The sequence below is a fragment of the Deinococcus hopiensis KR-140 genome (genome assembly GCF_900176165.1).
GTDB lineage: Bacteria > Deinococcota > Deinococci > Deinococcales > Deinococcaceae > Deinococcus > Deinococcus hopiensis.
Map to the genome: position 1 here is coordinate 21046 of NZ_FWWU01000003.1, position 26328 is coordinate 47373.

Here is a 26328-nt window from a genome sequence, read left to right on the forward strand (position 1 = left end):
AGGAGCCTCTACCGTGCCGAGACCGCCCCTCTTGCTTGACCCTGCCCATGTTTGACCCTGCCATTTTCCCGGTCCTGTTCGCGGACGGCCTGCAGAGCGGGGCTGTGTACGCGCTGCTCTCGCTGGCGCTGGTGCTCGTCTTTGCGGTGACGCGCGTGATTTTCGTGCCGCAAGGCGAATTCGTGATGTTCGGAACACTGACCCTGGCGAGCTTGCAACTTGGGCACGTGCCGGGGACCCTGACGTTGGTGCTGGCGCTGCTGGCGCTGGCGACGCTCATGAATGTCGTGGAGGCGCTGCGCCGGGGAGACGGGCGGGCAGCGGGAGCGAATGTGCTGGGCGCGGTAGGGCTGGGCACGGCCCTGTGGTTCCTGACCACCTCGCTGGCTGCCGCGAAAGCCCCGCTGGCGGTGCAGGTGCTGCTGACCCTGCTGCTGGTGGTGCCGCTGGGGCCGCTGCTCTACCGGGTGGTGTACCGGCCCCTGCGCGGCGCGTCGGTGCTGGTTCTCCTGATCGCCTCGGTGGCCCTGCACCTCGCGCTGACGGGCCTGGGGCTGGTCTTTTTCGGTGCCGAGGGCAGCCGCACACCCGCCTTTGCCGAGGGGACCGTGAAGCTGGGGCAGGTGGCGCTGAGCTACCAGAGCCTGCTCGTGATTCTGGTGTCGGCAGGGCTGATGCTGGGTTTGTACGCCTTTTTTGACCGCACGCTGACGGGCAAGGCGCTGCGGGCCACCGCCGTGAACCGGCTGGGTGCGCGCCTGGTGGGCATCCGGCCCGAGGGCGCTGGGGCACTGGCCTTTACCGTGGCTGCCCTCATCGGGACGCTCAGCGGTCTGCTGATCGGGCCCAGCATCGCTGTGTCTTACGACACCGGCTTCCTGATTGGCCTCAAGGGCTTCGTGGGAGCGATCATCGGCGGGCTGGTGAGTTACCCGCTGGCCGCACTGGGGGCGGTCCTGGTCGGGCTCATCGAGAGTTACGCGAGTTTTAGCCTCAGTCAGTGGAAGGAAGTCATCGTGTTCACGCTGATCCTGCCTGTGCTGCTGTGGCGCAGTCTCCAGGCCCACCACGACGACGAGGAGGACGAATGAAGGGGCGGGCATGGCTGGGTCTGCTCGCCGTGGCGGGAGCCGCGCTGCTGCCGCTGCTCCTCCCTGTCTTTCAGGTCACGCTCCTCACGAACGTCGCCATCGCCGCCCTGACCGTCGTGGGACTGGTGCTGCTCACCGGGGTGTCCGGCCTGACGAGCTTCGGGCAAGCCGCCTTTATGGGTGTGGGGGCGTACACGACGGCGGTCCTGACGACGCAGGCGGGCTGGAATCCCTGGCTGACCCTGGTGGCGGGCATGGGCGTCACCTCCGCTGTGGCCGCCATCCTGGGCCTCGCCACACTGCGGATGCAGGGGCATTACCTGCCGCTCGCCACCATCGCCTGGGGCATCAGCCTGTACTACGTGTTCGGCAACTCGCCGCAACTCGGCGGCTTCACGGGCGTACGGGGGATTCCGCCCATCTCGCTGTTCGGGTTGACCTTCAGTGACCCGCGCGCCTTCGCGTATCTGGCCCTGCTGTTCCTGGGACTCGGAATCATAGGCGCGCAGTTTCTGCTTTCCAGCCGCACCGGTCGGGCCCTGCGCGCGCTGCGAACCGGTACGGTGGTGGCCGAAGCCTTCGGGGCGCCCACCTTCAGGCTGCGGGTGCAGGTGTTCGTGCTGAGCGCCCTGCTCGCGTCGGTGGCGGGGTGGCTGTACGCGCATCAGCAGCGGTTCGTGAACCCCACCCCATTCGGCCTGAATGTGGGCATTGAATACCTCTTCATGGCCGTGCTCGGCGGCGCAGGGCACATCTGGGGCGCGGTGGCGGGCTCGGCCATCCTGATCCTGCTGCGCGAGGGGCTGCAAGACGCGCTGCCCCGGCTGCTGGGCACGGGAGCCAACTTCGAGACAGTGGTGCTGGGCGTACTAATCATCCTGGTGCTGCAATTCGCGCCGCGGGGTCTGTGGGCGCTGATGGAACGGCTCATTCCCGCGGGGCCGCCCCGGCTGTTGCCCCATCCTGCGGCCCTGCCTGCCCCCACGCTTCCGTCCCCAGGTACGCCCGTATTGGAAGTCGATCACGCCGTCAAGCGCTTCGGCGGGTTGAGCGCCGTGCAGGACGTGAGCTTCACCGTGAACTCGGGCGAGATCGTGGGCCTGATCGGACCGAATGGGGCGGGCAAGAGCACCCTGTTCAACCTGATCACGGGCGTGAATCCGGCCACCTCGGGCATGGTCCGCATCCTGGGCCGGGACGTGACGCGCCTACCTGCGCGCACCATTCACCGGTTGGGCGTCGCGCGTACCTTTCAGCATGTACGCCTCTTTCCGGAACTCTCGCTGCTGGAAAACGCCATGATGGGCGGCTACGCGCGGGGAAGGGCAGGCATGGCGCAGAGTCTGCTGCACCTCGAGCGCCGGGAGGAAGCTGCCCTGCAGCAGGCGGCCCTCGCCGCGCTGCAAAGGGTGGGGCTGCAGGACCGGGCGGCGGACCGCGCCGGAAACCTCGCCCTGGGGCAGCAGCGCCTGCTGGAAATCGCGCGTGCCCTGACCGCCGAGCCCGCCCTGCTGCTGCTCGACGAGCCAGCCGCCGGCCTGCGTTACGGGGAGAAGGCCGAACTCTCGGCCCTGCTGCGCCGCCTGCGGGAAGAAGGCATGACCATCCTGATCGTGGAGCACGACATGGACCTGGTGATGAACCTGGTCGACCGCCTCGTCGTCATGAATTCCGGGCAACCGCTCGCCCAGGGCACGCCCGCGGAGGTGCGGGCCAACGCCGCCGTGCGCGAGGCGTACCTGGGCGCGGACGTGGAGGTGAACGCATGAACGGTGCGGACACGGTCCTCCTGACTGTGCGGGACCTGCACGTGGCGTATGGCCGGGTGGAGGCGGTGACGGGCGTGCATCTATCGGTGGGGGCCGGGCAGATCGTGTCTGTGATCGGCGCGAATGGAGCAGGCAAAAGTACGCTGCTGGGCGCGGTGATGGGGGCGCTGCCCTCTCGCGGCGTGGTGGAGTACGCGGGCCGTCCCCTCACGCACACGCCGCTGGAGGCGCGGGTAGCTGCTGGGATGGTCCTCGTGCCCGAGCGGCGCGAGCTGTTTTCCAGCATGACGGTCGTGGACAACCTCCGGCTGGGCGCCTACACCCGCCGCCGGGAGCGTGCCGGCGGCGATCTGGACGCTGTGTACGAACGCTTTCCACGCCTGCGCGAGCGGCACCGGCAACTCGCGGGCACCCTGTCTGGTGGGGAGCAGCAGATGCTGGCGATTGGCCGGGCGCTGATGGGCCGTCCCCGACTGCTGCTGCTGGATGAGCCTTCGCTGGGCCTCGCGCCCCTGATCGTGCGGGAAATTCTGGGCATCGTGGCGGGCCTGCGGGACTCGGGCGTCACCGTTTTGCTGGTAGAGCAGAACGCGCGGGCAGCCCTCGCCATCAGTGACTACGGGTATGTGCTGGAGGGCGGTCAGGTCCGCCTCCACGGTCCGGCGGCTGAGCTGACGGACGACCCGGCAGTGGTGGCGAGCTACCTGGGTGGGGCGTGAGCGGGTGGCTGGAGGCGCTGGGCGCGGCGCTTCCCGGCCGGGTGCTGACCACCCCCGCCGATCTGCTGGCCCACGCGCGGGACGAGGGCACGGCGCTGACCTCCCAGCCCGGCGCGGTGGTCATGGCCCAGTGCGAGGCGGATGTGCTCGCCACCCTGGAAGTGGCCCGAGCCCACCACGTTCCCGTTACGCCCTGGGGCGCGGGAACGAGCCTGGAAGGGGCCGCACTGCCCATCCCCGGCGGCGTCAGCCTTGACCTAAGCGGCATGAACACCGTCCGGGATCCGGACGCGGTCAGCCTGAGCGTTACGGTGGGGCCGGGGACGCGCCGCGTGGCCCTCAACCGCCGCCTGCGCCCACATGGCCTGTGGTTCCCTGTGGACCCCGGTGCGGACGCCTCGCTGGGCGGCATGGCCGCCACGAACGCGAGCGGCACCACCACCCTGCGCTACGGCGGCATGCGCGAAAACGTGGCGGCCATGCGCGTGGCCCTGATGGACGGGCGCGTGCTGGCGCTGGGCACCGCCGCCCGCAAGAGCAGCAGCGGGTACGCCCTGGGCGGGCTCTTTATCGGCTCGGAGGGAACGCTGGGCGTCTTGACGGCCCTGACCCTGAGGCTGCACCCGCTGCCCTCCGCCACAGCCAGCATGCAGCTGGCCTTTTCGGATGTAGCGTCCGCTGTAGAGGCGAGCGTTACCTTCGCCGGGCTGGGCCTGGGATTGCAGCGCCTGGAATTCGTGGACGGGCAGACCATCGCGGCCGTCAACCGCCACCGGGGACGGGGTGACCCAGAAGTGCCCACCCTCTGGGCCGAGGTGGTGGGCCGGGACCAGGCAGACGTGGCCGCGCAACTCGCCCTCATGGAGGAAGTCACGCGGGGAGGAGGCGCCGTGGTGGTGGGCCAGGCCCTGACGCCTGAGGCTGCCACCGAACTGTGGGCTGCTCGGCACGGCGTGTACGACGCCCTGCGCGCGGCCTGGCCCGGTCACGCCACCCGCATTGCGGACGTGTGTGTGCCCCGATCGACACTGGCAGAGACCGTGGCGCGTGCCCAAGTTCTGCTCGCTGAACATGACCTCACCGCACCCCTCGTCGGGCATATTGGGGATGGAAACCTGCACCTGCTGCTGCACGCCCCACTGGAGGACGCGGCGGCCTGGGCACGGATCGACACGCTGGTTCACGCGCTGACCCTGCACGCGCTTGCGGTGGGCGGTACCTGCTCGGGCGAGCACGGAATCGGCCTGCGCAAACGCCCCTACCTGCGGGCCGAACACGGCGAGGCCCTGGACGTCATGCGCGACCTCAAAACCCTGTTCGATCCCCTGAACCTGCTCAATCCGGGTAAGGTGACGGGCAATCCAGCGAATGACGCTGCCCCCTGGAGCCTCCATGACCCATCCTGACCTGCCCGACGTGCTGCGCCCCGAGCGCGAAGCCCTGCCCCTTCCCGAACTGCGCGCTCTGCAACTGGCGCAACTGCGCGACATGCTGGGGCGGCTCCACGAGCGCGTGCCCGCCTCCCGCGCCAGATTCGAGGCCGCGGGGCTGACGCCGAACGACCTGAAAAACCTGGAAGACCTTCAGCGTTTTCCCTTTACGCGCAAGGCGGACCTGACGGCGGCGTATCCGCTCGGCTTGACTGCCGTGCCACGCAAGCAGTTGCGCCGCATCCACGCGAGCAGCGGCACAGGCGGCAAGCCCACCGTGGTGGCCTACGACGCGCACGACCTCGATATTTTTGCGGAAGTGGTGGCCCGCAGCCTGTACGCGGCGGGAGCCCGGCCCGGCATGACCTTTCACAACGCCTACGGGTACGGCCTGTTCACAGGTGGCCTGGGTCTACACGGGGGCGCGGAGCGGCTGGGCCTCTGCACCGTGCCGGTATCGGGGGGGGGCACCGAACGGCAACTCGCGCTGATCGACGACCTCCAGCCGGAAGTCATTGCCTGCACGCCGAGCTACGCCCTGGTGCTGGCCGACGCGATGGAAAAGCGCGGCCTGAAGCCCGAAGACCTGAGCCTGCGGTACGCCGTCCTGGGCGCTGAGCCGTGGTCCGACAAGACGCGGCATGAGGTCGAAGCTCGGCTGGGCGTGAAAGCCACCAACATCTATGGCCTCTCCGAGATCATCGGGCCGGGGGTCAGCAACGAGGACGCACGTGAGCAGCAGGGCAGTTATATCTGGGAAGACCACTTCTACCCCGAGATCGTGGACCCGGGGACAGGCGAGCCTGTGGCGGACGGCGATTGGGGTGTGCTGGTGCTGAGCTCCATGACCCGCTCGGCGCTGCCCATCCTGCGCTACTGGACGGGCGACATCACCCGCCTGCTGCCGGGGGAGAACCGCACGGGCCGGACCCTGCGCCGCATGGACATCATTCGGGGCCGCAGCGACGACCTCGTGATCCTGCGCGGAGTGAACGTGTATCCCACGCAACTGGAAGCCGTGCTGACCCGTCTGGGGCAGGTCAGTCCCCATTACGAGGTGGTGCTGACCCGCACTGGCCTGATGGACGAACTGACCCTACGCGTGGAGACGCCCGAGCAAAGCGCTGCCCTGGGCGAGGAGATCGAGCGCCTCGTCAAGGTGCAGGTGGGTGTGACCATCCGCTGTGAACTGTGCGAATCCGGTACGCTCCCCCGCAGCGAGGGCGGCAAGCTGCGGCGGGTACGCGACCTGCGCGGCGAGCGGTAGGGGGCTACCAGCGCGTATAGAAGAGGTTTTGATACCTGGCTGTTCCCGAGGGCAGCGAGCTCGGGTATGTCCCCAGAAACTGCGAGATGCCGCTGGAATTGTCGCCGCGCCAGTAGTTCAGGTAGATGAACGTCTTGTCGAGCGGGAAGTGCGCCGGACTGATGTTGAGGGAGCCGCCAAGGGTGTTGTTCTGGTAGACGTGGACGCGGTAGCTGCCCTCCTGATAGCTGAAGGCCTCGGCGGGCGGCGTGCCCTTGGTCATGGTGAAGATGACGTTACTCCCGTACTTCCACTGCACCGAGCCCGTATCCCAGTTAAACAGTGCCGGGGTGAAGTTGTTCGGCGTGACGATGCCGCTGCCCACATCCAGGTACGCCTCGTACATGTACTTGTCGGCGGTGGGCGAGGCCTGGTAGATCACGGCGGCGTGGAGCCGGGGCTTACTCCCCGCGCCCGGCCAGGTGGGCAGGTACTCGATGTCGATCTCCTCCCACGCTCCGCCGCCCGTGTCCCAACGCTTGAAGGTGAAGACGGAAGCGGCGGTGCCCGTAAGGTTGTCCGTATTGAAGCCCCCCCGATGGTGGCGCGCGGCGCGGCCTGCTGGGCCCGGGTCCGCATCTCGGCGCAGCGCGAGCCGCCCGTGTCCAGCCGCAGGTTGAGCTTGCCGCTGCTCTGCGCCCGGACATCGGGGAAGGCGTTGTTCACGTTAAAGGCGCAGCCGAACGGCGAACCGTTGTTGTTGCCGCTGCGCTCCCACAACGCGTCGTTGAAACCCCAGAAGGCGAAGTCGTCGGTAAAGCTCCCGCCCGTCCAGCTCTGACCCGTTCCCGGCGTGTTGCTGTCGGTGAGGGCGTGAAGCGTGGTTTGAAAAGGCCCAGCCAGGGGCAAAGGCGGGGCAGGCTGACCGCAAGACACTGTCAGCAGCGCGAGGGACATCAGGGCGAACTTGTTCATGGGACGCTCCTCCGAGCAGCAGCACGCCACCAAGACGGGGACAGCGGAGAGAGGCCTGTACGCGAAGCATGGCCGTATGCACCGCTCTTTCCCGCGCATGGAGAGGTCTGGTTGATCGCTCACCTCTGACTGTAAGACAAGAAAACGCTTTCATCAAGAGGAGAAGGGCACGAGGAGGGCTTTGGGCTTTCAAAATACGAGGAGCAAGCGCTGGGCTTCAAAAATAGCAGTGGCATTGTGCGGTCCCGCAGAGCGCCGAAGTCTTACCGCCCCAAAAAATGAACCTTCTAATGCCTCTGTCCACCTGGGTCTTGAAGAAAGCCTTTTCATGACCTAGTCTTCATGCCAGAAGAGACAACCTATCCCTCCCGCCCACGGGAACAGCCGTCCCACGCCTTGTTGACCCTGACTGCCGTATGTGTCGGCACGTACCCGAATCCTCCAAGCTGCTGAGAAAACCCTTTCGCCCTCCCGCCTTCCCCTGGAGTCCCTATGCGTATTCTTTCCCTCGGTGCGGCCCTGCTGCTGTCTGGTTCCCTCGCCTCCTCCTCGGCGCAGCAGACGGTGCCGCCCCCTGAACCCGCGGCGGGTGTTGCGGGGCTGCCCGTGCTGGAGGACAAAGACAGCGCGAGGACGGACGGCATCTTTTTCGGCATCTTCCGGGAACGGGCGGATCACGCGGCCATTCCAGCGGAGGTGGCGGCGGACCTGCGATTCAAACCCGCGAGCGTGATGTGGTACGTGGCCTGGAAGGACCGGACGGCCTTTCCCCGGGAGGAGGTGCTGGCGCTCTCCAAACAGGGTGTGGTGCCGCACATCACCTGGGAACCCTGGGACTGGAACCTGAAGGCGGGCGATCCCGGACAGATTACTCTCGCGGCAATCGTGGGTGGAGCGTGGGACGGCTACATCCGCGACTGGGCGCGGGCGGCCCGCGCGGCAGACGTACCCCTGCTGCTGCGCTGGGGCCATGAGTTTAACGGCAACTGGTACCCGTGGGCCGTGGCGAACAATGGGCAGGACCCGGCCTTGTATGTGCGCGCCTACCGCCACGTCCACGATATTTTCAAGGCCGAGGGGGCAAACAAGGTGCAGTGGATCTGGTGCCTGAACAACGCCGACGTGCCGGGCGAGGGCTGGAACGACGCCGCGCGGGCCTACCCGGGGGCAGAGTACGTGGACTGGGTGGGCCTGGACGGTTACAACTGGGGCACCAATCCGTCCTGGGGTACGTGGACCCCCTTCCGCGACGTCTTCAAGACGGCGTATGACAAAGCCGTCGCGGTCGCGCCGGACAAACCCGTCGTGGTGGCCGAGTTTGCCTCGTCCGAGGTGGGGGGCGACAAGGGTGCGTGGATTCTGAACATGTTCGCGGACCTGCCGAAAGTGTTTCCGCAAATTCGCTCGGTCGTCTGGTTTGACATTCAGAAGGAGGAAGACTGGCGCGTTGGCTCTACCCTGGGTAGTCGGGAGCGGCTGGTCACGGGCCTGCGCAACAAGTTCATACGTGGCAGTGGGACGGCGATGCTGGCCGTGCCCGCGAGTCTCAAGACCCCTGCAGCCGCGCCCGGCACGGGCAGCCGTCCCATTGCCGACTTCGAGCAGTTGCGGGATGGGCGGCTCACGACCGTCGAGGGCGGCAAAGTCTACCTCTCGGGTTACCAGCAAAACGCCGCGCAGTCCAGCACCTTCAGCGGGCAGGAGGCAGGGCGAGAGGCTCCGGCGGTCGTCCTCGCGCCTGGAAACGGCCTGAGCCAGCGGGCGGCCTTCGACTTCGGCATTCGCGCGCCGAACAGCTATGCGGGTGTGGTGCTGACGTTGGACCTGCTGCCCCGTACGGCAGGAGGTGCGGTGGTTTCTGCAGACCTGAGCGGCTTCCGGACCCTGCGGCTCCAACTGGGCGCAAGCGGCACGCACCGCGTCCGGCTGGAACTGCTGGCGGACAGCTCCCTGGGGCTGGCGGATGGCAGCCACCCACAGGTGTATGTGGACGTGGGGCCCGGGCCCCGGGTGATGGAAGTCCCCCTCTCCCGTTTCCTGCAGCCCGACTGGGCCCCAAAAAAGGTCACGCTGGACGAGGTACTGCGTCACCTCGCGTCGATCAACGTGGTGGTGGACCAGATACCCTCCTCGGGCTCCGTGCAGCTTGACGACGTGGGCCTGCTGCCCTGAACCTCCCCATGAACAGGTATTCTCGCTCGGGAATCGGGGAGCCATGAGAAAACGGAGCGTCACCATCAACGAGGTTGCGCGGGAGGCGGGCGTGTCCATCAGTACCGTGTCCCGCGCAATGAACGGCACGGCGTTCGTGGCCGAGGACAAACGCCGGGCCGTTGAGGCGGCGCTGGAGCGGCTGGGCTTTCAGCCCAACCACCTCGCACGGACCCTGACCAGCGGCCGCAGCATGAGCGTGGGCGTGCTGGCCGAGGACATCGTGAGCCCCTACTACGCGGACGTAATCCGGGGTATCGAACACGCGCTGCTGGACACGGCGTATCAGCCGGTCTTCAACAGCGGGCACTGGACGCGGGCGTATGAGCGCCGCGCGATCGACACCCTGATCTCCCGGCGGGTAGACGCCCTCGTCCTGCTGGGCAGCACCCTGAGCGACGCGGAACTCAGGGAGGTGGCCGAGCAGGTGCCGCTGTTCGTGTTCGGACGCCTCGTTCCCGGCCTGGAGGACCACTGCCTCGCGCTGGACCAGTTTCGCGGAGCCTACGGCGCCACCCGCCACCTGATCGAACGGGGGCACCGCGACATCGTGCATATCCGGGGCCCCGAGGCGCAGCAGGACGCCGAAGACCGCCTACGGGGTTATCAGGCGGCGCTGCGCGACAACGGCGTGACGCCCGATCCCCGCCTCCTGGTAACGGGCGACTTTCTGGAGCAGACGGCGTACCAGGCCACCACCCGCCTGATTGAGGGCCTGGTCCCCTTTACCGCCATCTTCGCCGGCAACGACCAGATGGCAGTGGGAGCGCGGCTCGCGCTGTACCGCAAGGGCCTGCGCGTGCCCGACGACGTGTCATTGGTGGGCTTTGACGATCTGCCGGGCACCGCCTTTACCTCGCCGCCCCTGACCACCGTGCAGCAGCCCACCTACGCCATTGGGCAAGCGCTCGCTGCCCATGTGCTTTCGCGGTTGGAGGGCGTGGCCTCTCCCCTGCCCCAGTTCGAGCTGAGGGTGATCGTGCGGGACTCGACGGCGCGGGTGCTGCGCGGCTTTCCAGGCGTGGCCGCCCGGTAGAGCGGGCTGAGGCCCGTCCCTACCGGCGGGTCAGGATTTGCAGCAACTGCACGAAGGCCATCAGGGCGGCGATCACGTAGGTCATGGCGGCCATGCCGAGCACGCGCCGAGCCCCACCCACGTTGCGGCCGTCGAGGTACCGCAACTGGTGCAGCGCCGTGAGGGCCCGGCGGCTGGCGTCGAACTCGACCGGCAGGGTGATGAGGTGGAAGGCGAGCAGCGCGGCGAAGATCAGGGCCCCCAGCCAGTACAGCGCGGTGAAATGGACCATCACGCCCACCATGACCATCAGGGGCGCGAGCCACGACGCCGCCGAGAGGGGCAGCGCGAGCTGGCCGCGCAGCCGCAGCAGGGCCATCGCTTCGGCGTCCTGCGCGGCATGCCCGCATTCGTGGGCGGCGATGGCCTGCGCCGCGACGCCCTGACCGTGGTAGATGTCCGCCGAGAGGCGCACGACCTTCCCCCGTGGATCGTAATGGTCCGAGAGCTTGCTGGACGTCTCTTCGACGGTCACGTGGGGCAGGCCCTGACGGTCAAGCAGCGTCCGCGCCACCTGCGCGCCGGTCTCCGGGCGGGGCCCCAAGGTCTTGAGATGCTTTTTGACCGTGGACTTCAGAGCGAACTGCAGCGCGACGGCGCTGAGAAGCAGCAGCAAGATCAAGGTGGAATACATGGGGTTCTCCTGGGCTGTGCCAGCGCTGGGTGTGGTCTGCGAGCGGAAGGGGAGCCGACAACCACAGTGTATGAATCCAGGGAACGCGGGGGTGACGCATATGCGTCCGGACCAGTGGGGGGGAAAGGGGGGGGCAGCTCCACGAGGGAACTGCCGGGAGTCCCCGGGCGCTGGGTCAGGTGGACGGAGCGCAGGAGAAAGGCCTCCGACTTCCTGGCCCCTCCCGGCCAGCAGCCTTGTTTCTATGTCTCGGCCTCCCGTTCCCCACCGAGATGCAGAATCGGGGCATTATGCCGACCTACCGCTCAAGAACGACGACCGAAGGCCGCAACATGGCCGGCGCACGGGCCCTATGGCGGGCGACGGGAATGCAGGAGGGTGACTTCCAGAAACCCATCATCGCTGTGGTGAACTCGTTTACCCAGTTCGTGCCGGGGCACGTCCACCTCAAGGACCTCGGCCAGCTCGTTGCCCGTGAGATCGAGGCGGCGGGCGGCGTGGCCAAGGAATTCAACACCATCGCCGTGGACGACGGCATCGCGATGGGCCACGACGGCATGCTGTACTCGCTACCCAGCCGTGAACTGATCGCCGACAGCGTGGAATACATGGTGAACGCCCACTGCGCGGACGCGATGGTCTGCATCTCCAACTGCGACAAGATCACGCCCGGCATGCTGATGGCCGCGCTGCGCCTGAACATCCCCGCCGTGTTCGTATCGGGCGGACCAATGGAAGCCGGCAAAATCCTGCTCAAGAACACCCTGCATTCTCTGGACCTTGTGGACGCGATGGTCATGGCTGCGGACGACGCCGTGAGCGACGAGCAAGTTCTGGACGTGGAGAGAAGCGCCTGCCCGACCTGCGGCTCCTGCTCGGGGATGTTCACAGCCAACTCTATGAACTGCTTGACCGAAGCGCTGGGCCTGTCTCTCCCGGGCAACGGCTCGGTGCTTGCGACGCACAGCGACCGCGAACGGCTGTTCCGGGAGGCAGGTCACCTGATCGTCGACCTCGCCAAGCGCTATTACGAGGGGAACGAAGAGGGCGTCTTGCCGCGCTCGATCGCCACGCTGGCCGCCTTCGAAAACGCCATGACGCTCGATATCGCCATGGGCGGTTCCACGAACACGGTGCTGCACCTGCTCGCCGCCGCGCACGAGGCGGGGGTGGACTTTACCATGTCGGACATTGACCGCCTGTCGCGCCGCGTTCCGGTGCTGTGTAAAGTGGCTCCGGCAAAAAACGACGTGCATATGGAAGACGTCCACCGCGCCGGGGGCATCATGGCGATCCTGGGACAGCTGGAAAGGGCGAATCTGCTCAACCGCGACGTGCGCTTCGTCCACGCCACCAGCCTGACCGACGCCCTGGAGCGATGGGACGTGTCGCGCACAGCGGACGAAAAAACCCACGAGTTTTACCGCGCCGCTCCCGGCGGGATTCCCACGCAACTCGCCTTCTCGCAGTCGCGCCGCTACACGGTCCTCGATACGGACCGGGAAGGGGGCGTGATCCGCAGCGCCGAGCACGCCTTCTCAAGTGACGGCGGGCTGGCCGTGCTGTACGGCAACCTCGCGGAGGACGGCTGCATCGTCAAGACCGCCGGGGTGGACGAGAGCATCCTCAAATTCACCGGCACCGCGCGCGTCTTTGAGTCGCAGGACGCGGCCGTGGACGGCATCCTCAACGGCGACGTGCAGGCGGGCGAGGTCGTCCTGATCCGCTACGAGGGTCCCCGTGGTGGTCCCGGGATGCAGGAGATGCTGTACCCCACCAGCTACCTGAAATCGAGGGGGCTGGGCAAGGCGTGCGCGCTCGTGACCGACGGGCGATTCAGCGGTGGCTCGTCGGGACTGTCCATCGGCCACGTGTCTCCCGAAGCGGCCGAGGGCGGCACCATCGGCCTCGTGGAGACGGGCGACCGCATCGAGATCGACATCCCGGGCCGCAGCATCCACCTCGCTGTGGACGACGCCACCCTCGCTGCCCGCCGGCAGAAGCGCGACGAGGATGGCTGGCATCCGGCCGAGGCCCGGCCCCGTAAAGTTACGGCGGCCCTGCGCGCCTACGCCAGCATGACCACGAGCGCGGCGCGGGGAGCAGTCCGGAAGATCTGACGGGCGACCACCGGTCGAGGTGTGGTGCGCCTACCGCCCTGACTTCTCGCCCCGCTGCCCCTCCCCCACTTCTGGATGAGGGGCAGCGGCCTGGGTCAGCTTGACCCAGCGACTGCCTGCCCCCAACGCCGTCTCGCCGCCTCCCCCAAGCAGCAGGAGCCGCAATCTTGACTTATATACTCCGATTAATCTACTTTCTAACGGATGAATGGGAAATTAACGGGACTCGCCCTGGCTTTGCTGCTCGGAACGGCCCAGGCAGCCGACTTGAGCGGCGTGAAAACCTACCTGAGCGGCAAGATCAGCACGCAGCTCGCCGGCACGGCGGCGCTGAAAGCTGCGGCGGACCGGTATTACGACCTTGCCCAGAAGGCGGGTTTCGACTACGCGCGGCTGGCGCGGAGCACGCAGGCCCGGGGGGCACTGCAGCAGGCCCGGGCCGGGTGGCAGAAGGCCAGCCCCGCCTACGAGGACATTGAGGGCATCGTCGCGGGCGTGGAAGACCTCAGCGAGTTCGACCTGATTCTGGACGCGGGCACAAGCGCGGCGGAGGGCGGCGAGGACGTGGTGCCCTTCGACCTCAAACTCCCGAGCGGCCGGGTACTGCCCAAGCCGGGCAACCTGTTTGGGGTCAGCGAGGGCACGCTGTGGGGCACGGTGAAGGCCTACGGCAGTGGGGTCAGATACGATGTGGACGGCGACGGCCGGCTGAATTTCGGCGACCAGTTGCCGGACGCCGGGGTGCTCAAGGCCGCTGCAGACCGGCTGCACAGCGAGTCGCAGCGCCTCCAGAAAGCGGCCCAGGCCTGGATCCCCACCCGTGAGGACGTGTTCGGCGCCTTGGTCGGCAACGTGCCCACGGTCGGTCCCGTGTTTTTCGAGGACTGGAAGACCAGTCCCTTCGTGCTGGGAGCCAGGAGCCAGCGCAAGGACTTTGTCGTGATCTCCCGCCTGAGCGACCTGCGCGGCAACGTCGCCTCCTGGCAGGCGATGTACCGGGGGCTGAGCCAAGACGTGAAGGCCAGGAACGCTGCGCTCGACGGCCAGATTCACAGCGGCATGAACGAACTCGCATCTCTGGTTGACCGGTTGGTGGCCCGCGAACAGACGCGCCACTACAGCCCCGAGCAGGCCGAGGCCCTGCAGAGAGAAGCGCAGAACAGGGCCACCGTCATCACAGGACGCCTGACGCAGGCGGCAGCGCTGCTCGGCGTGAAGGTGCAGTGAAGTGCCCCCCGAACTGAAGCGGGCCGCCGGACTGGCCCTGCTGCTGCTGGGTGCGGCCCAGGCCGCCGACCTCGCCACCCCCGCCGAGACGGTGCGCTCACGGCTGGCCGAGGCGGGAATGGAAGTCGACTTTGACCCGCAGGAGGCCGCCGGACTGGTGGCCCAGGCCCGCGAGGCCTTCGGTCCCCTGCGCGTAGCCCTGGCTGAGGCGGCACCGCAGAGCGCACAGGCTGTGGATACAGGTCTGCAGCAGGCGGAGGCTGCGGCCCGGAGCGGCGACGGTCCAGCCCTGGCACGCGCCCGTGCCGGCGCGTGGACGGCCCTGCTGGAGGGAGCGAACGCCACGCTGGAACGCCACGTGCAGGCAGGTGACGTACCGGCGGCCCGCGACTGGCTGGCGGTGCGCGAGTTCCGGGTGGCGAGCCGTCTGACTCGGCTGAGTACAGACGCGACCACTGCCCTGGAGGCGCTGGAAGCGGGCCGAACCACCCCCGCCGATACCCTGAAGGCCGTCCGCTCGGACGTACTTGACGGCTATCAGGCGCGGCTGAACGACGCCTTGCGCGAGTTGCAGGTGTCGCAGGAACGCGGGTTTCGTACCCTGGCTGCCGAGCAGGCCGCCCTGGCTGCAGGTTACTTCCGGCTGCTGCGGCCGGCCTACGCCGGGCAGCGTGGCCAGAATGCCACCACCCGCCTGTCACGCGCATTCGAGGACCTTCCCGCGGCCCTCCCGCAGGTTCAGGCAGGGCTGGAGGGTTTCCGCGCAGCCCCACTGAGCGAACGGGAGAAGAGCGGACGCGCCGCGCAGCTCCTGCGTTACCTGCCCCTGGTGTCGGTCGAATATGGGCGCGGCGTCAAGGCCGACGGCGCGGGCGCGGTGGTCACGCAGGAGGTGGAGGTGAACGAGGCGCGCACCTTCCTCGCTGGAGCGCAGGCGGCCTTTGCGGATATCGCCCCCCTGCTGCCCGACGCAGCGCAGGCCCGCGCGCTGACGGTAGACCTGGCAGACCTGGGCCATCAGCTTTCCGCCGCCCAGCTGGCTGAAACAGTGCCCACGCCCGCCACACTGAACAAACAGGTCAAGGCGCTGATCGCCCGTGCGCGCGCCGCCCTTCCCGCGGACTGGCAGAAGGCCGACGCAGGGGCGGACCTCGACGTGGTGCGGACGCAGCTCGACGCGGTGGTGGCTGCGGCGCAGGCCGCAGACTGGACGGCCGCGGAGAACGCACGCCTGGACGCCTATTCCCTGCTTGAAAGTGGGACAGAGGCGCGCATCGCGGTGTTCAACCCGGACCTGAAGGTGCGGCTGGAAAACCTGATCTGGAACGGGCAGCAGCCCCGGGGCCTGGCTGCGCTGATTCAGGCGAAGGCGGCGGTGGGCGAGTTCCAGGCCACCCGCGCGGAGTTGCAGACCACCATGACCGAAGTCGGCAAGATTCTGGGAACCGAGGTGGCGCCCGCCGCCGTGGCCACGAACGCGGGCATCATTGTGTTTCGTGAGGGGCTCGAAGCCGTGCTGATCCTGGCGGCCCTGATGGGCAGCCTACGCAAGGGCCCTCTGGTGAAGCTGCGCCGTCCCATGTGGCTGGGCGCAGCGGGCGCAGGGGTGGCCACCGCCGCCACCTGGTTCGTGATGCAGCAGACGCTGACACTGCTGGGCAAGTACGGCGAGAAGCTCGAAGCCGTGGTGTCCCTCGTCGCCATCGGCGTGCTGCTGCTGATCATGAACTGGTTTTTTCATCAGGTGTACTGGACGGACCGCATGGCGAGCTTCCAGAAGCACAAGCACGGGCTGACCCACGGTTCCCAGGCGAGCGGAGCGCTGCGGGCGCAGTGGTGGGGCCTGGCCCTGCTGGGCTTCACCTCGATCTACCGTGAGGGCTTTGAGACCGTACTGTTCTTGCAATCGCTGGTGCTGCAGGCGGGCGTGTCCCCCGTGCTTGGCGGAACTGCCCTGGGCCTCGCGGCAGTCCTCGGCGTGGGCGTTCTGGTGTTCCGCTGGCAGGCGAAGCTCCCCATGAAAAAGCTGCTGGTCTGGACGGGCGCTCTGATCTGCGCGGTGCTTGGGGTGATGGTGGGCAATACCGTGCATACCCTACAGCTCGTCGGCTGGCTACCGGTCCATCCCCTGCCAATGGCGCTGCCCGCCTCGCTGGGACTGTGGCTGGGCCTCCACCCCACCTGGGAAGGTGTAATGGGTCAACTCCTTTCCGTCGGGGCCGTGCTGGGTTCCTTCTTCGCCGCCGAGGCGCTCAAGGAGCGTGAGCTAAAGGCCAGGCGTCAGGGGACTGTGCTGTCTCCCTGAATTCCCCCCTTGGATGGAGCAGCAGTCATCCATAACATGGCCGCCTGAATCTGAAGTTCAGGCGGCCCAACGGTTTGGAGCATGGACGCAAAGCTGAGACCCCAGGCCCTGGGTCGGAGAGACTCGGCATCAGAAAAACAAACATCAGCAGGAGGTATTCGGAGAAAGCACCTAAAAATCAACGTCTGATCCAGATTGCGTTTGTTGCGTTAATGAATTGGAAGATCGCCGGTGTGCTTCCCTCCACACCCGAAACCCGTTTCTCTCCTTCTCGCCCTGAATGGCTCCGCAAACGATTCAACCGGAGCCCGTATGACGTGCGGACGCAGGCGCAAAGACACGGGTGAGCGAGCGCTGCAGCGCCCGATTGAGACGAATGCGGCTCGCCTGAAGCTGATCAGCATTCAGGAGGCGGCCAAGGGCGTCGGGGCGTACGATCCGAGCGGGAAGGAGGGCAGTTTTCGACTCCGGGGGAGAAACAAACCCAGCACAGCCTGGAGGCCGCGCTGCTGCCAGGGACTGGTTGGAACAGACAGCGTGCGTCTGTCAAAAGAAAGGCGCGCTTCCCGCTGAGCTTGAGGTCGTTTCCACCCTCGTTCTTGCGTCTGATACGGTTTCGTCAGGTATTCCACAACGGGCCAATCCGAGCGGAGAACGCAGGAAAACGGTGGCACAGAGGCGTGGAATCACCGAAGCCGAGGGGATGGAACGGATGACCCGGAAACCGTCTGAGGGAGCACTTCCTCTATCTATTCAGGTGCAGGACTCGGGTTGTGGACCGAAGGCGAACATCACCTCTGGGGAGCCGCTTGTGGCGTCACCCCCGCAGAACAACGTGACGTTACCAAGTGATACTTGAGCGGGGAGGTGGGGGGCGACGAGGGCCGTTGAAATCGGTGATCTGCTTCGCCCCTCCTCCCAACGGGTGGGCAAAGGACAAGCGAAAGGCCTTGATCTGCGTCTCTGCTGTAGGGACCGAGCGCGCCACCTCCTCGGCCCTACCGCCGGCTGACGGCGGCGGTATCATTCGAAACTGCGTGGGGGCGCTCCCGAGCAGACGACTGGCCAATTGGGTGCCTGCGTTCACCTTCCTTCCACCGCTGTCCCAAGGAGAATGCGTTGAATACGAGAAGAAGGACTGAATGGGGCGTGGCCCTGGGGGTGCTGGCTGCGTGGATATATACCCGCCGCGCCTGCTCCTACGCGAGTCTGCACCCTGAACTCCGTCATCCGCTGCTGAGGGTGCGGCACCCAGCGTTCACGCGGGGGCTCGTCTCTTTGACACGCCGTTTGTCACGGAGTGTGCCTGATCCCAGCGACGTCAAGTTTGAACGGCGTTTGGTGCCCGGCCCTACCGGCGCGCCGGACGTGCCCGTGCTGCTGTACTCGCCCCTGGCGGGACCCCGAGATGCGGCCGCACTGCTCTACATCCACGGTGGGGGCTTTGTTTCCGGTTCCGCACAGGACTATCACCTGCAGTGCGGCCGCTTTGCAAACAGGCTCGGACTGCTGGTCGTGAACGTGGAGTACCGCCTCGCGCCCGAGACCCCCTTCCCAGGGCCCCTGGAAGACTGCTACGCCGCTCTGAAGTGGCTGCGGAACCAAGCTGCCGAACTGGGTGTGGACCCGACGCGAATTGCAGTCGCCGGGGACAGCGCGGGAGCAGGCCTTGCGGCGGCCCTCGCGCAACTCGCGCACGACCGGGGTGAGGTTCGCCCGGCCTTCCAGCTCCTGCTGTACCCGATGCTGGACGACCGTACGGTTTTGCGAAAAGATCACGGAGGCCGCGGGGAGTTCGTGTGGACGCCCGGGTCAAACGGGTTGGGGTGGGCGTCGTATCTGGGCCGCCCTCCAGTCTGGGAGGACGCGCCGGCGTACGCGGTTCCCGCACGCCGTGATGACCTCCAGGGGCTTGCGCCGGCGTGGATCGGTGTCGGTACGCTGGACCTGTTTTATCCCGAGGACCGGGAGTACGCCCACCGTCTCAACGAGGCGGGTGTTCCGTGTGAGTTCTTTGAGGTGGAGGGCGCGTACCACGCCAGCGAACACTTCAGGCCACACGCATCCGTCTCACAGGAGTTTCTGGACCGCAGCCTGAAGGCGTTGCGGCGTGGCCTCGGTATGAGCGAGGTCGGGGACGCGTCTTCCCTCTGAGAGCAGCACTGCGGGACAGCTGCAGCTGTCCCGCAGTGCTGGAACGCGGCTATACCGGATGAGAATCACGCAGAGCGTACGGAAACAACAGAGGGAGGCAGCTTGCGCCCCCCATTGCTCACCGGTTATGAAGCCTGTGCCGCCTTGCTCCCCCGGGGTTTCTTGGGCTCCTCCTGATCCAGGATCTGGGAAAGCTCGGTCAGGAGCCGGTCGACCCGGGCGAGTTGCTTGGCGTCCAGACGTTCCAGCCGACGCTTTTGCCCCAGGGCGCGGGAGACGGCGCGCCACTGCTGCTCCCGGTCCGGCACGGCAGAGCGCAGGGCGTCTCGCAACCCCTGCACCGTCGCTCCCTGGGCCGCCTTCTGCAGCAGCGCTGCTCTCCCCTGCTGGTCCTCGACGCTTCCGATCACGAGGGCCTTGCGGTAGTCCAGACCCTCGCGGATGGCCTGCTTCACGTCAGCGGGAAGATTGAGGATGCGGGCCTTGTTCCGCAGGAAAGACTGCCACTTCTCCCCTCCCAGCCGTAGGAACGCAGCGTCGAGTTGCGCGACGCCATCGGCGTCTTCCTCGGGTCGGTCGAGCAAGACCCGCAGGCGACCGAGCACCTGCTCCTCGGGAACGCCCAGGGTGAGGGCGGCGATCCGGCGTTTGGCTTCCACTTCCTCCACGGGGTTGAGGTCTTCCCGCATCAGGTTCTCCATGGCAGACGCCGCAGCGGCTTGCTGGTCGTCCAGCTCGCGCAGGTAGACCGGTAAAACGTCCACACCGGCCAATTGGGCCGCGCGCCAGCGCCGTTCTCCCGCCACGATTTCGTACCGTTTCCCCAACTGCCGCACCAGCAGCGGCTGAAGGACACCGTTTTGCCGGATGCTCTCGGCCAGCTCTGCCAGCCCTTCTTCCGGAAAGCTGCTGCGGGGTTGGTGTGGAGTGGGAGAAAGCTCACTGACCTTTAAGAGTCGCAAGCCCTCCCGGCTGATGAGTTCACCTGCTCCCGCTGGGCCCAACAGCGCGTCGAGCGTTCCAGCGGCATCGAAGCGGCGCTTAGCCACGGTGGCCCACTTCGGGGAGTCCCGCGACCCGCGCTACTTGTTCGGCCAACCCAGCGATCTCCTGCGCGGCCGGACTGCCGGGCGCAAACGCCAGGACCGGTTCTCCCACGCCCGCACTGTCGTTCCAAACTGCCGGGCGATAGGTCAGGGGCAGAGAGAGGGGCTTTAACTGGGCCTTGAGTGTCTCCAGAACCTCGCGGTCGTGCGAATTGCGGGTGTCGTAGAGGGTGGGCACAAACAGACCGACCCGCAACTCGGGCCGCAACCGACGGTAGGTGTTCAGGGCCGCCAGAACTCCGGGCAGACCGTTGAGGCCCTTGGCCCGGGTGGGAACGGGCACGATGAGTTGATCGGCCGCGAGGGCCGCCAGAACGGCCAGTTTACCCAGGCTGGGTGGACTGTCGATCAGCACCGCGTCGTAGCGGTCCTCCAAGGCCTGCAGCGCGAACCTCAGGTTGAGGGTGGCCCCTTCCTGGGCCATCATCTGTCCCTCAGACAGCGCCATATGCAGATTACTGGGAATGAGGTCCAGGCCGTGAACACGCTGAGGCGTCGGCAACGCCGCCTCGCTGTTGACGGCCACCTCGAAGGCGGTGAGTTCGTCCGCGACGAGCGGCAGCCCCAGCCAGGTGCTGAGATTGGCCTGTGGATCGAGATCGACCAGCAGAACGCGGTGCCCCCGCTGGGAAAGGGCGTGGCCGAGGTTCAGGGCCAGGCTCGTCTTCCCGGCCCCCCCGGCGTGATTAAAGAACGTCAGTGCACGCATGTGCTCTCAGCATACGTGGAAGCCCGGTTTTGACCTTCGTCTTCACGTGAAGACAGAAGCGGGGGGGAGGTCGCGAGCCGTGCAAGCGCTGCGTTTTAACCGTCCCCGCTCTTCAGCTGGGGGAGGTTAAATTGGAAGGCCCGGTACTTCTCAGCGTGGTGCTCCGCTCCGCTGGTAGGCCTGGCCGCCGCAAATGCGGCGCAGGAGGCCGGACATTCTACGTAGGCTGAGAAATGCCTCGTCCCCTTCAACGCCGCTTCCTGTTCTCCTGGCGCTGCTGGATCTCCAGGCAGGAGCGGAGCGGACCGTTGCTCCGACGCCGCTGTACGCTGCGCCCGGTCTGTAGGGTCAGCCTGGCCTGGCGCTGCCTCCTGGCAAGCCCGTTCAGGTTTTGGAGACCACGGGGGAAGGAAGTCGGCGGATGGTCACCGTCCCGTACGGTCAGCAGGTGTTGTACGCCCATGCAGGCACCATCCGTTCGGGGACCACCGAAGTGATCCTCAGCGGACAGACGTGGGGCATGCCACCTCAGTTCCCCGGTCCGGTAACGTTGTACCTGGAGCGGACGGCAGGAACGCCCGCCGACACAGTCAACGACTGCGTAGTGCGGGTCTTGCCCCGCGGCGCCGGGGGGCTTTTGCCTGAAGGTGCGGGGCCAGCCCTCAAAACGCTTTCCATCTCCCGCGCAGACGTCCCGGCTCCGGTCCTGGGTGCGGGCGTGCTGCAGGTTACGGACTCGGCCCTTACCGCTTTAGCGACTCCCACAGGTCTGCTGGTGTGGGCCACCCGCATGGACGGCGGCCAGGTACTCCCCAGAGCACGTCTCCAAGCCGAGGCGTTCCTGATGGATGGCGGCGGCACGGCAGGGACTGTGCGTCGTCTTCCCAGTGTGACGACGAACGCCCAGGGGCTGGCCCTGTTGCCCCACCGGGAGCGGCTGCGGTTGCTGGGGTCCTCGCGCCTCGGCGGTGTGGTCCATCACACCGTATTCAACGTGGGGTTATGGCCTGGGAAGTACGGAACCCGTTCGGGCGCATGCCCTGATTCAGACCGACAAACCCGTCTACCGTCCGGGCGAAACTCTACGTGGTCTGGGGGTCGTCCGGCAGCTCCAACCGGGCCGCTGCCTTTTCAGAGAGCGGTGACGGTGCGCCTCCCGAGAACGCTACGCGGTGGGGGAGACGGCACACCTGACCCTGACGACGGACCTTCCCCGGGGCACGCCCATTCTGCTGCGGGCCGAGGTGGAGGGCCAGGTCACACCCCAGTTGCTGCTGGTGACTGGACCGAGCATGACCCTGGACTGGCCCGTCACCCCTGATCTTTCCAGCGGGGTACGTTTTGGCGCGGTCGCCGTGTTCGGGGCGGACACCTGGCAGGCCAGAACGCCCCTGCTGTTCGTCCCCCGCACCGACCGGCAACTCGACGTGCGGGTCAGCGCTCCCACAGGCCTCCTGCAACCGGGAACCGAGGCCACCTTGACCATCTGTACGCGGCAGGGGGAAAACCGGTGGCGGCGCTCGTCACGCTCGCGGTGGTCCACGAGGCGGTGTACGCCGTGACTCCCGACCCGACGCCGGACCCCTGGCAGTTGCTGTGGGGAGTCAGCTTCCCAGATGTAGAGGTGTTCCGTACGGCCAGAAGTCCAGATGGGGGCGGTGACGGTGGCGGAGATGATCGTCCGGGCAGCACCGCACAGGTCCGCGTGCGCTTGCCGGAACTGCTGGACCATACCGCATCAGTGTCCGCGCGCTGGGCCGTAATGGTGGGGCGGGCGAGGCCAAGCGGGCCGAACTGCGCGCCGAGTTGCCGTTTGCCGTGCGACTGTCGCGCCCGCGCGTGCTCACCCAGGGCGACGAGGGCAGCGCCTACGTCAGCGTGCAGGACCGCACCGGCCTCCCGTCGCCCGTGACCCTGGGCTTCAAGGCGGCCGGTGCGGGAGCCGCTCAGGCCATTCCCCTGAAGTTCGGCTCCGGGACGGTCCGCTTTCCCCTAAGGGCCCGCACGTCGGGGCCGGGCCTCACCCCCGGAGCGCGGGCGGTACGCGGCAGCGAACGGGACGCCCTGCGCGAGACGCTTCCCCTGCGTGGGGCCAGCCCACGGACCCTGCTAACGTCCCAGGGCACGCAGCCTCAGCGCGGCGTCCTGACGGACGTCCTCACCTGGCCCTCCGGAGGGCGTCCCGAGAGCCTCACCGCGGACCTCGCCGTTACATCCCTGCAGGCGGTCCTGGGCGGGCTGGACGCCCACATGCAGGACCCGGAGGAGCGCTGGGTGACGACCGAAGGCGTGGCCGCCCGCCTGGGGGCCAATCTGGACCTCACCGCCCTGGCGGCCCGTCTGGGATGGAGGCGTCGCGCGACCGTGCCGAGGTGCAAGCCCGCCGGGACCTCACGGGCCTGCTGGCGCTGCACCGAGAGGGCGGTTGGGGCTGGACGGCAGGAAGTCAACCCACAGCCGAGATGACCGGCCGCGCCCTGCAGGCCCTCGTGCAGGCGAAGAGGGCGGGCCTGACGGACGCGGCCACATTGGCACGGAGCGCGCGGGAAGCCCGTGCCCTGCAGGCCCCTACCGCCGATAGCAGGCAGGTTCTGCCCACTGTGGCCCTCGCCCAGGCGGGCGATTTCGCCGCTGCCCAGAAGCTGGGTCAAGCTGGAAAAGTCACGGCGCCGGGAGAGCAGGCCCGCCTGGCAGCCGTGCTCGCCGTGCCCAACCCCGAGTTCGCCCGCACGCTGTATGACCGTGCCCGCCGACAAGCCAAGGAAACACGGTTGGGAGGCCTGGGGCTGGAAGGCAGCGAGGCCACGGCCCTGCTGTTGCAGGCGGCCCTGCGGCTAAAGGTTCGGGTAGACATCCCAGCGCTGCGGGCCGGGCTGCTGGAGCGGAAGACCGGCGGGGCCTGTGAGAGCCCGGTCGCCACGGCATCGGCCGTCACAGCCCTGCGCCTTCTGGCCGGGACGGAAGGCGCAAGCCGGGAGACCCAGGTGTGCGTTACCCTCGGCGGATTTCAGCAGATCGTCCGGGTGGGCGCGCCCCTGCGACTGCTGATCCCCACCTCCGGCGCTCAGCCGGGCACGAAGCTGAAGCTGGATGCAGACGGCCCTCTCGCCTTTGAACGCGAACTGCGGATCCGCACGGCAGGGACGCCTCCGGATGCGGCAAGCGCCGTCGTGATCGAACGCCGTTATGACCGCTCGAAGGTCGGGCGGGACGAGGTAGTTACCGTGCCCCTGACCCTGCGGACCTCCCTGCCCAGCGGCATCTGCGCGTCACCGATCCCCTGCCCGGTGGCCTGGAAGCGGTGGATGACCGCCCCTGCGCCTTTTCGGGCTGGGCGCAACCTGCAGGCGCGGCCCAAGCCCTGTGGGCGGACCGTTCCATCTCCGGTGACCGGGCGGTGTTCTACTTGGAAGGCGTCCCCGCAGGCGTGACCACGTTGCGCTATTCGCTTCGGGCCTTGGCTCCAGGGCGCTACACCACACCCGCGCCCCTCATGGAGTTCGCGCAGGGAGGGGTCCCCGCCGTGGGCAGCGCCCAACCGTTCGAGGTGGCCCAAGACAGGTGAGGGGAGGAACAGGCGGGGTTCAGCGGTTTCGGGCCAGGAGCGGCGCTCTGACCGCGTTGAACTTTCACCGCACTGTGACGGCCTTCCCTCCCTCGCCTCGGAACTCAGGAAGCTTCAGAGGGGAGGTCAGTCCTCCGGGGAGTTCCCGGCCCGCTTCCCAACTCCCGAACGTCCCAAAGCTGGAGTCACGAATTCGACGGCTGCACCGGGTGCGTCTGCAACAGCCTCAGCGGTTCCGCCGAGCAGGAGCCGTTCCAGCTCAGGGTCGCCCTGCCGCATTCGTTCCCAGAGCTCTTCGGAGAGGCTGTGGTTGTCCCAGAATGCCGTCCGCTCCCCGTCGCTGGCGAATTCGGGAATATCTTCCAGGCGCCTGATCACCTGGTGACCAGGGGTGGCGTCACCGGTGGAAAACGGTGGGAGACGCTGATCACGGTTGTCCATGTCTTCATCATGCCCGAGAGGGAACGGCCGACGTCATCCGCGCGGCGCGCCGTGTGAGTCGTGGATGCGAAGGGGTGTTCAGTGGGGGAGGGAGAGAGGCAACCTTTGGCCTGCTCCGCCTTGCTCCTCTAAACGACTGGGTTTCAGGACCCGGCCGCCCTGTCTTCGTCCTTCTTCTTCAGGGCACCGCTTCCAGCCTTCACAAGCTCGGTCGCCCGCTCGGGGCCCTGAACGCCCAGCACCCGGAACGCCTTGCCCTTGAGGGCATTGTAATTCACGAAAAACTGGGAGAGGTGCTCCACGGTCATGCTGGGCAGCTGCTTCATGTGCGAAACCTCCCTGTACAGATGCGAGGCGCTCGACACCGCCAGCATCCGGTCGTTGCGCCCGGTCTGCCCCTCCTCACTCTGCTCGGCCTCAATCACCCCGATCAGACGCACCTCCAGCAGGCAACCGGTGAAGGTCGACTCCTCACTCAGCACCAGAACGTCGAGCGGGTCCCCGTCCTCGCCCAGCGTCGAGGGCACGAAGCCGAAGTCCAGGGGAAAGGTCATGCCTTCCGGCAGCAAACCGCCAAGTTCGAACAGTCCCGAGTGGGGGTCGTAATCAAATTTGCTACGCCGCCCCTTCGGCGTCTCGATGATGGCCCGGCAGGTGTGCCGCGAGGGGTCGAGCCGGTGGGGCAACTGGGTGAGGTCAGGCATAACCAGAGGGTAGGGGAGACGCCCCGGACCCGGACCACACCTGCCCACCATCGAAAGGAGCGCTTAAGGTCTTTTGGAAAGGTGGCGGCTAGGGCGAAGAGCCCTGGGAGAACCTGAGCGTTGCCCAGAGGTGTTTTCCGGTGGCCGCGAGCAGGCGGCGGACCGGAGAGCAGCCGCAAACCTTCGCCGTGCGCCAGACGGTCTGTTCCCGCTGCGCCTTCCGGTGCTGCGAAAGGCCGGGCTTTTACTCTGCTTGTCCCGTTTCTCGAAAGGAGCAGCCACCTTGACGGCCGAACGGCACATCTCCCTCCTCCGCATCCGGTACGCTTCTCTGGACCGCCGGGTCCACTCCGGAGCACCTGCTGAACCCGGGCGGGCAACTTCTCGGTGACCGCCTCGGTCCTGGAGAGGAGCGCCGGTTTTGGAGGGTGAGGCGCAGGCAGGGGATTGCCCTGTTACAGCCACGGAATGCTCGTGGCCGCTCCCCTGCTTCACGCTGAGCGTCTCGGCTAGTGTCCTCGCCGGCCTGTGGGGTCCAGCCCCGCCACCTTGAACATGTCCTTGTTGTCGCGCGCTGGACATCTGGCGGCAGGCCGTAGGTCTGGTGGCCCACCTTTATGGCGCGTAATGCGGTGGGGTTGAAGGCAGTGGGCCTAAGGCCCACCGTGGCCATAAGGGCGTCGAGCGGCTCGCCGGTGGCAGAGAGGCCGCAAAGACGCCCTGACCCCTATACAGAACGGCGTGGAGCGGCGTGACGCTGGACACCGCCGTTAGGAATGTGCCCTGAGCGGCGCCCTGAAACCCCGCACCTTCCGCGAGGACCGGTCGCACCGGGAAGGCGCTCAGG

General features: G+C 67.2%; 21 protein-coding genes and 2 pseudogenes. 15 read left to right on the plus strand and 8 right to left on the minus strand.

Annotation, left to right across the window (positions count from 1 at the left end):
* Positions 1–41: 41 nt before the first annotated feature.
* Genes B9A95_RS01970 through B9A95_RS01990 form a run of 5 tightly spaced genes read left to right on the plus strand, consistent with a single transcriptional unit; the run spans position 42 to position 6276 of the window.
* Positions 42–1091 carry a branched-chain amino acid ABC transporter permease gene (locus B9A95_RS01970; RefSeq protein WP_084045516.1) on the plus strand — a complete coding sequence of 350 codons (1050 nt, stop codon included), beginning with the start codon at positions 42–44 and terminating at the stop codon, positions 1089–1091.
* Entirely contained in the window at positions 1088–2860 is a 1773-nt protein-coding gene (locus B9A95_RS01975) for a branched-chain amino acid ABC transporter ATP-binding protein/permease (protein ID WP_084045296.1), read from the plus strand. The genes B9A95_RS01970 and B9A95_RS01975 overlap by 4 nt, the downstream gene beginning before the upstream one ends.
* Positions 2857–3579, plus strand: coding sequence for an ABC transporter ATP-binding protein (locus tag B9A95_RS01980; RefSeq protein ID WP_084045297.1), 723 nt, complete (start codon positions 2857–2859; stop codon positions 3577–3579). The genes B9A95_RS01975 and B9A95_RS01980 overlap by 4 nt, the downstream gene beginning before the upstream one ends.
* Positions 3576–4985, plus strand: coding sequence for an FAD-binding oxidoreductase (locus tag B9A95_RS01985; protein WP_084045298.1), 1410 nt, complete (start codon positions 3576–3578; stop codon positions 4983–4985). Before B9A95_RS01980 ends, B9A95_RS01985 begins: the two co-directional genes overlap by 4 nt.
* A 10-nt stretch (positions 4986–4995) precedes the next feature.
* On the plus strand, positions 4996–6276 hold the full coding sequence (locus B9A95_RS01990; RefSeq protein WP_084045517.1) for an AMP-binding protein: 1281 nt from the start codon (positions 4996–4998) through the stop codon (positions 6274–6276).
* 4 nt (positions 6277–6280) lie between these two features.
* Here the strand turns inward: B9A95_RS01990 and B9A95_RS01995 are convergent, their stop codons facing one another.
* Both B9A95_RS01995 and B9A95_RS31410 read right to left on the minus strand, forming a co-directional pair.
* Positions 6281–6697: a hypothetical protein gene (locus tag B9A95_RS01995; protein WP_084045299.1), complete on the minus strand. Its 417-nt coding sequence runs from the start codon at positions 6695–6697 to the stop codon at positions 6281–6283.
* Complete coding sequence (locus B9A95_RS31410) at positions 6694–7230, minus strand: LamG domain-containing protein (protein ID WP_139806385.1); 537 nt, start codon at positions 7228–7230, stop codon at positions 6694–6696. Before B9A95_RS31410 ends, B9A95_RS01995 begins: the two co-directional genes overlap by 4 nt.
* A 492-nt stretch (positions 7231–7722) precedes the next feature.
* Between B9A95_RS31410 and B9A95_RS02005 the strand changes: the two genes are divergently transcribed.
* Together B9A95_RS02005 and B9A95_RS02010 are read left to right on the plus strand one after the other, a co-directional pair.
* Complete coding sequence (locus B9A95_RS02005; RefSeq protein ID WP_084045301.1) at positions 7723–9402, plus strand: glycoside hydrolase family 26 protein; 1680 nt, start codon at positions 7723–7725, stop codon at positions 9400–9402.
* Between the two features lie 43 nt (positions 9403–9445).
* Positions 9446–10477 carry a LacI family DNA-binding transcriptional regulator gene (locus B9A95_RS02010; RefSeq protein WP_084045302.1) on the plus strand — a complete coding sequence of 344 codons (1032 nt, stop codon included), beginning with the start codon at positions 9446–9448 and terminating at the stop codon, positions 10475–10477.
* A gap of 19 nt (positions 10478–10496) precedes the next feature.
* On the opposite strand, the gene B9A95_RS02015 is transcribed toward B9A95_RS02010, so the two are convergent.
* Entirely contained in the window at positions 10497–11150 is a 654-nt protein-coding gene (locus tag B9A95_RS02015; RefSeq protein WP_084045303.1) for a zinc metallopeptidase, read from the minus strand.
* Positions 11151–11440: 290 nt separating this feature from the next.
* Here B9A95_RS02015 and ilvD point away from each other — a divergent pair, with 290 nt between their 5' ends.
* Complete coding sequence (ilvD, locus tag B9A95_RS02020; protein ID WP_084045304.1) at positions 11441–13270, plus strand: dihydroxy-acid dehydratase; 1830 nt, start codon at positions 11441–11443, stop codon at positions 13268–13270.
* Between the two features lie 30 nt (positions 13271–13300).
* Here the strand turns inward: ilvD and B9A95_RS36025 are convergent, their stop codons facing one another.
* The gene (locus tag B9A95_RS36025) at positions 13301–13435 is read right to left on the minus strand and encodes a hypothetical protein (protein WP_281255795.1); all 135 of its coding nucleotides are present in this window, start codon (positions 13433–13435) and stop codon (positions 13301–13303) included.
* Between the two features lie 39 nt (positions 13436–13474).
* On the opposite strand from B9A95_RS36025, the gene B9A95_RS02025 reads away from it, so the two are divergent.
* From B9A95_RS02025 to B9A95_RS02035, 3 genes are all read left to right on the plus strand, one after another.
* On the plus strand, positions 13475–14497 hold the full coding sequence (locus B9A95_RS02025; RefSeq protein ID WP_084045305.1) for an imelysin family protein: 1023 nt from the start codon (positions 13475–13477) through the stop codon (positions 14495–14497).
* A gap of 1 nt (position 14498) precedes the next feature.
* Entirely contained in the window at positions 14499–16802 is a 2304-nt protein-coding gene (locus B9A95_RS02030) for an FTR1 family iron permease (RefSeq protein ID WP_245808096.1), read from the plus strand.
* A gap of 1302 nt (positions 16803–18104) precedes the next feature.
* Positions 18105–18956: an alpha/beta hydrolase gene (locus B9A95_RS02035; RefSeq protein ID WP_245808097.1), complete on the plus strand. Its 852-nt coding sequence runs from the start codon at positions 18105–18107 to the stop codon at positions 18954–18956.
* 125 nt (positions 18957–19081) lie between these two features.
* On the opposite strand, the gene B9A95_RS02040 is transcribed toward B9A95_RS02035, so the two are convergent.
* Together B9A95_RS02040 and B9A95_RS02045 are read right to left on the minus strand one after the other, a co-directional pair.
* Positions 19082–20005: a ParB/RepB/Spo0J family partition protein gene (locus tag B9A95_RS02040; RefSeq protein ID WP_084045306.1), complete on the minus strand. Its 924-nt coding sequence runs from the start codon at positions 20003–20005 to the stop codon at positions 19082–19084.
* A complete protein-coding gene (locus tag B9A95_RS02045; RefSeq protein ID WP_084045307.1) occupies positions 19998–20771 on the minus strand; it encodes a ParA family protein in 774 nt (257 codons plus the stop codon). The genes B9A95_RS02040 and B9A95_RS02045 overlap by 8 nt, the downstream gene beginning before the upstream one ends.
* Positions 20772–21940: 1169 nt before the next feature.
* Here B9A95_RS02045 and B9A95_RS02050 point away from each other — a divergent pair.
* The 4 genes and pseudogenes from B9A95_RS02050 to B9A95_RS36515 form a co-directional block, all read left to right on the plus strand.
* A pseudogene (locus B9A95_RS02050) lies at positions 21941–22333 on the plus strand (hypothetical protein); the annotation flags it as partial.
* 256 nt (positions 22334–22589) lie between these two features.
* Positions 22590–23237 carry a hypothetical protein gene (locus tag B9A95_RS02055; protein ID WP_139806386.1) on the plus strand — a complete coding sequence of 216 codons (648 nt, stop codon included), beginning with the start codon at positions 22590–22592 and terminating at the stop codon, positions 23235–23237.
* 835 nt (positions 23238–24072) lie between these two features.
* A pseudogene (locus B9A95_RS36700) lies at positions 24073–24198 on the plus strand (hypothetical protein); the annotation flags it as partial.
* A complete protein-coding gene (locus tag B9A95_RS36515; protein ID WP_342744551.1) occupies positions 24199–24336 on the plus strand; it encodes a hypothetical protein in 138 nt (45 codons plus the stop codon).
* Positions 24337–24462: 126 nt separating this feature from the next.
* Here the strand turns inward: B9A95_RS36515 and B9A95_RS02065 are convergent, their stop codons facing one another.
* Both B9A95_RS02065 and B9A95_RS02070 read right to left on the minus strand, forming a co-directional pair.
* The gene (locus B9A95_RS02065) at positions 24463–24777 is read right to left on the minus strand and encodes a hypothetical protein (RefSeq protein ID WP_084045311.1); all 315 of its coding nucleotides are present in this window, start codon (positions 24775–24777) and stop codon (positions 24463–24465) included.
* A gap of 143 nt (positions 24778–24920) precedes the next feature.
* Positions 24921–25481, minus strand: a complete 561-nt coding sequence (locus B9A95_RS02070) for an inorganic diphosphatase (protein ID WP_084045312.1) — start codon at positions 25479–25481, stop codon at positions 24921–24923.
* Positions 25482–26328 lie beyond the last annotated feature (847 nt).

What these genes read in the sequence shown, in the direction of transcription:
- B9A95_RS01975 (WP_084045296.1), top strand. Translation starts at nt 1,088, where the DNA reads ATGAAGGGGCGGGCATGGCTGGGTCTGCTCGCCGTGGCGGGAGCCGCG.
- B9A95_RS01980 (WP_084045297.1), top strand. Translation starts at nt 2,857, where the DNA reads ATGAACGGTGCGGACACGGTCCTCCTGACTGTGCGGGACCTGCACGTG.
- B9A95_RS31410 (WP_139806385.1), bottom strand. Translation starts at nt 7,230, where the DNA reads ATGAACAAGTTCGCCCTGATGTCCCTCGCGCTGCTGACAGTGTCTTGC.
- B9A95_RS02005 (WP_084045301.1), top strand. Translation starts at nt 7,723, where the DNA reads ATGCGTATTCTTTCCCTCGGTGCGGCCCTGCTGCTGTCTGGTTCCCTC.
- B9A95_RS02010 (WP_084045302.1), top strand. Translation starts at nt 9,446, where the DNA reads ATGAGAAAACGGAGCGTCACCATCAACGAGGTTGCGCGGGAGGCGGGC.
- B9A95_RS02015 (WP_084045303.1), bottom strand. Translation starts at nt 11,150, where the DNA reads ATGTATTCCACCTTGATCTTGCTGCTGCTTCTCAGCGCCGTCGCGCTG.
- ilvD (WP_084045304.1), top strand. Translation starts at nt 11,441, where the DNA reads ATGCCGACCTACCGCTCAAGAACGACGACCGAAGGCCGCAACATGGCC.
- B9A95_RS02025 (WP_084045305.1), top strand. Translation starts at nt 13,475, where the DNA reads ATGAATGGGAAATTAACGGGACTCGCCCTGGCTTTGCTGCTCGGAACG.
- B9A95_RS02045 (WP_084045307.1), bottom strand. Translation starts at nt 20,771, where the DNA reads ATGCGTGCACTGACGTTCTTTAATCACGCCGGGGGGGCCGGGAAGACG.
- B9A95_RS02065 (WP_084045311.1), bottom strand. Translation starts at nt 24,777, where the DNA reads ATGGACAACCGTGATCAGCGTCTCCCACCGTTTTCCACCGGTGACGCC.
- B9A95_RS02070 (WP_084045312.1), bottom strand. Translation starts at nt 25,481, where the DNA reads ATGCCTGACCTCACCCAGTTGCCCCACCGGCTCGACCCCTCGCGGCAC.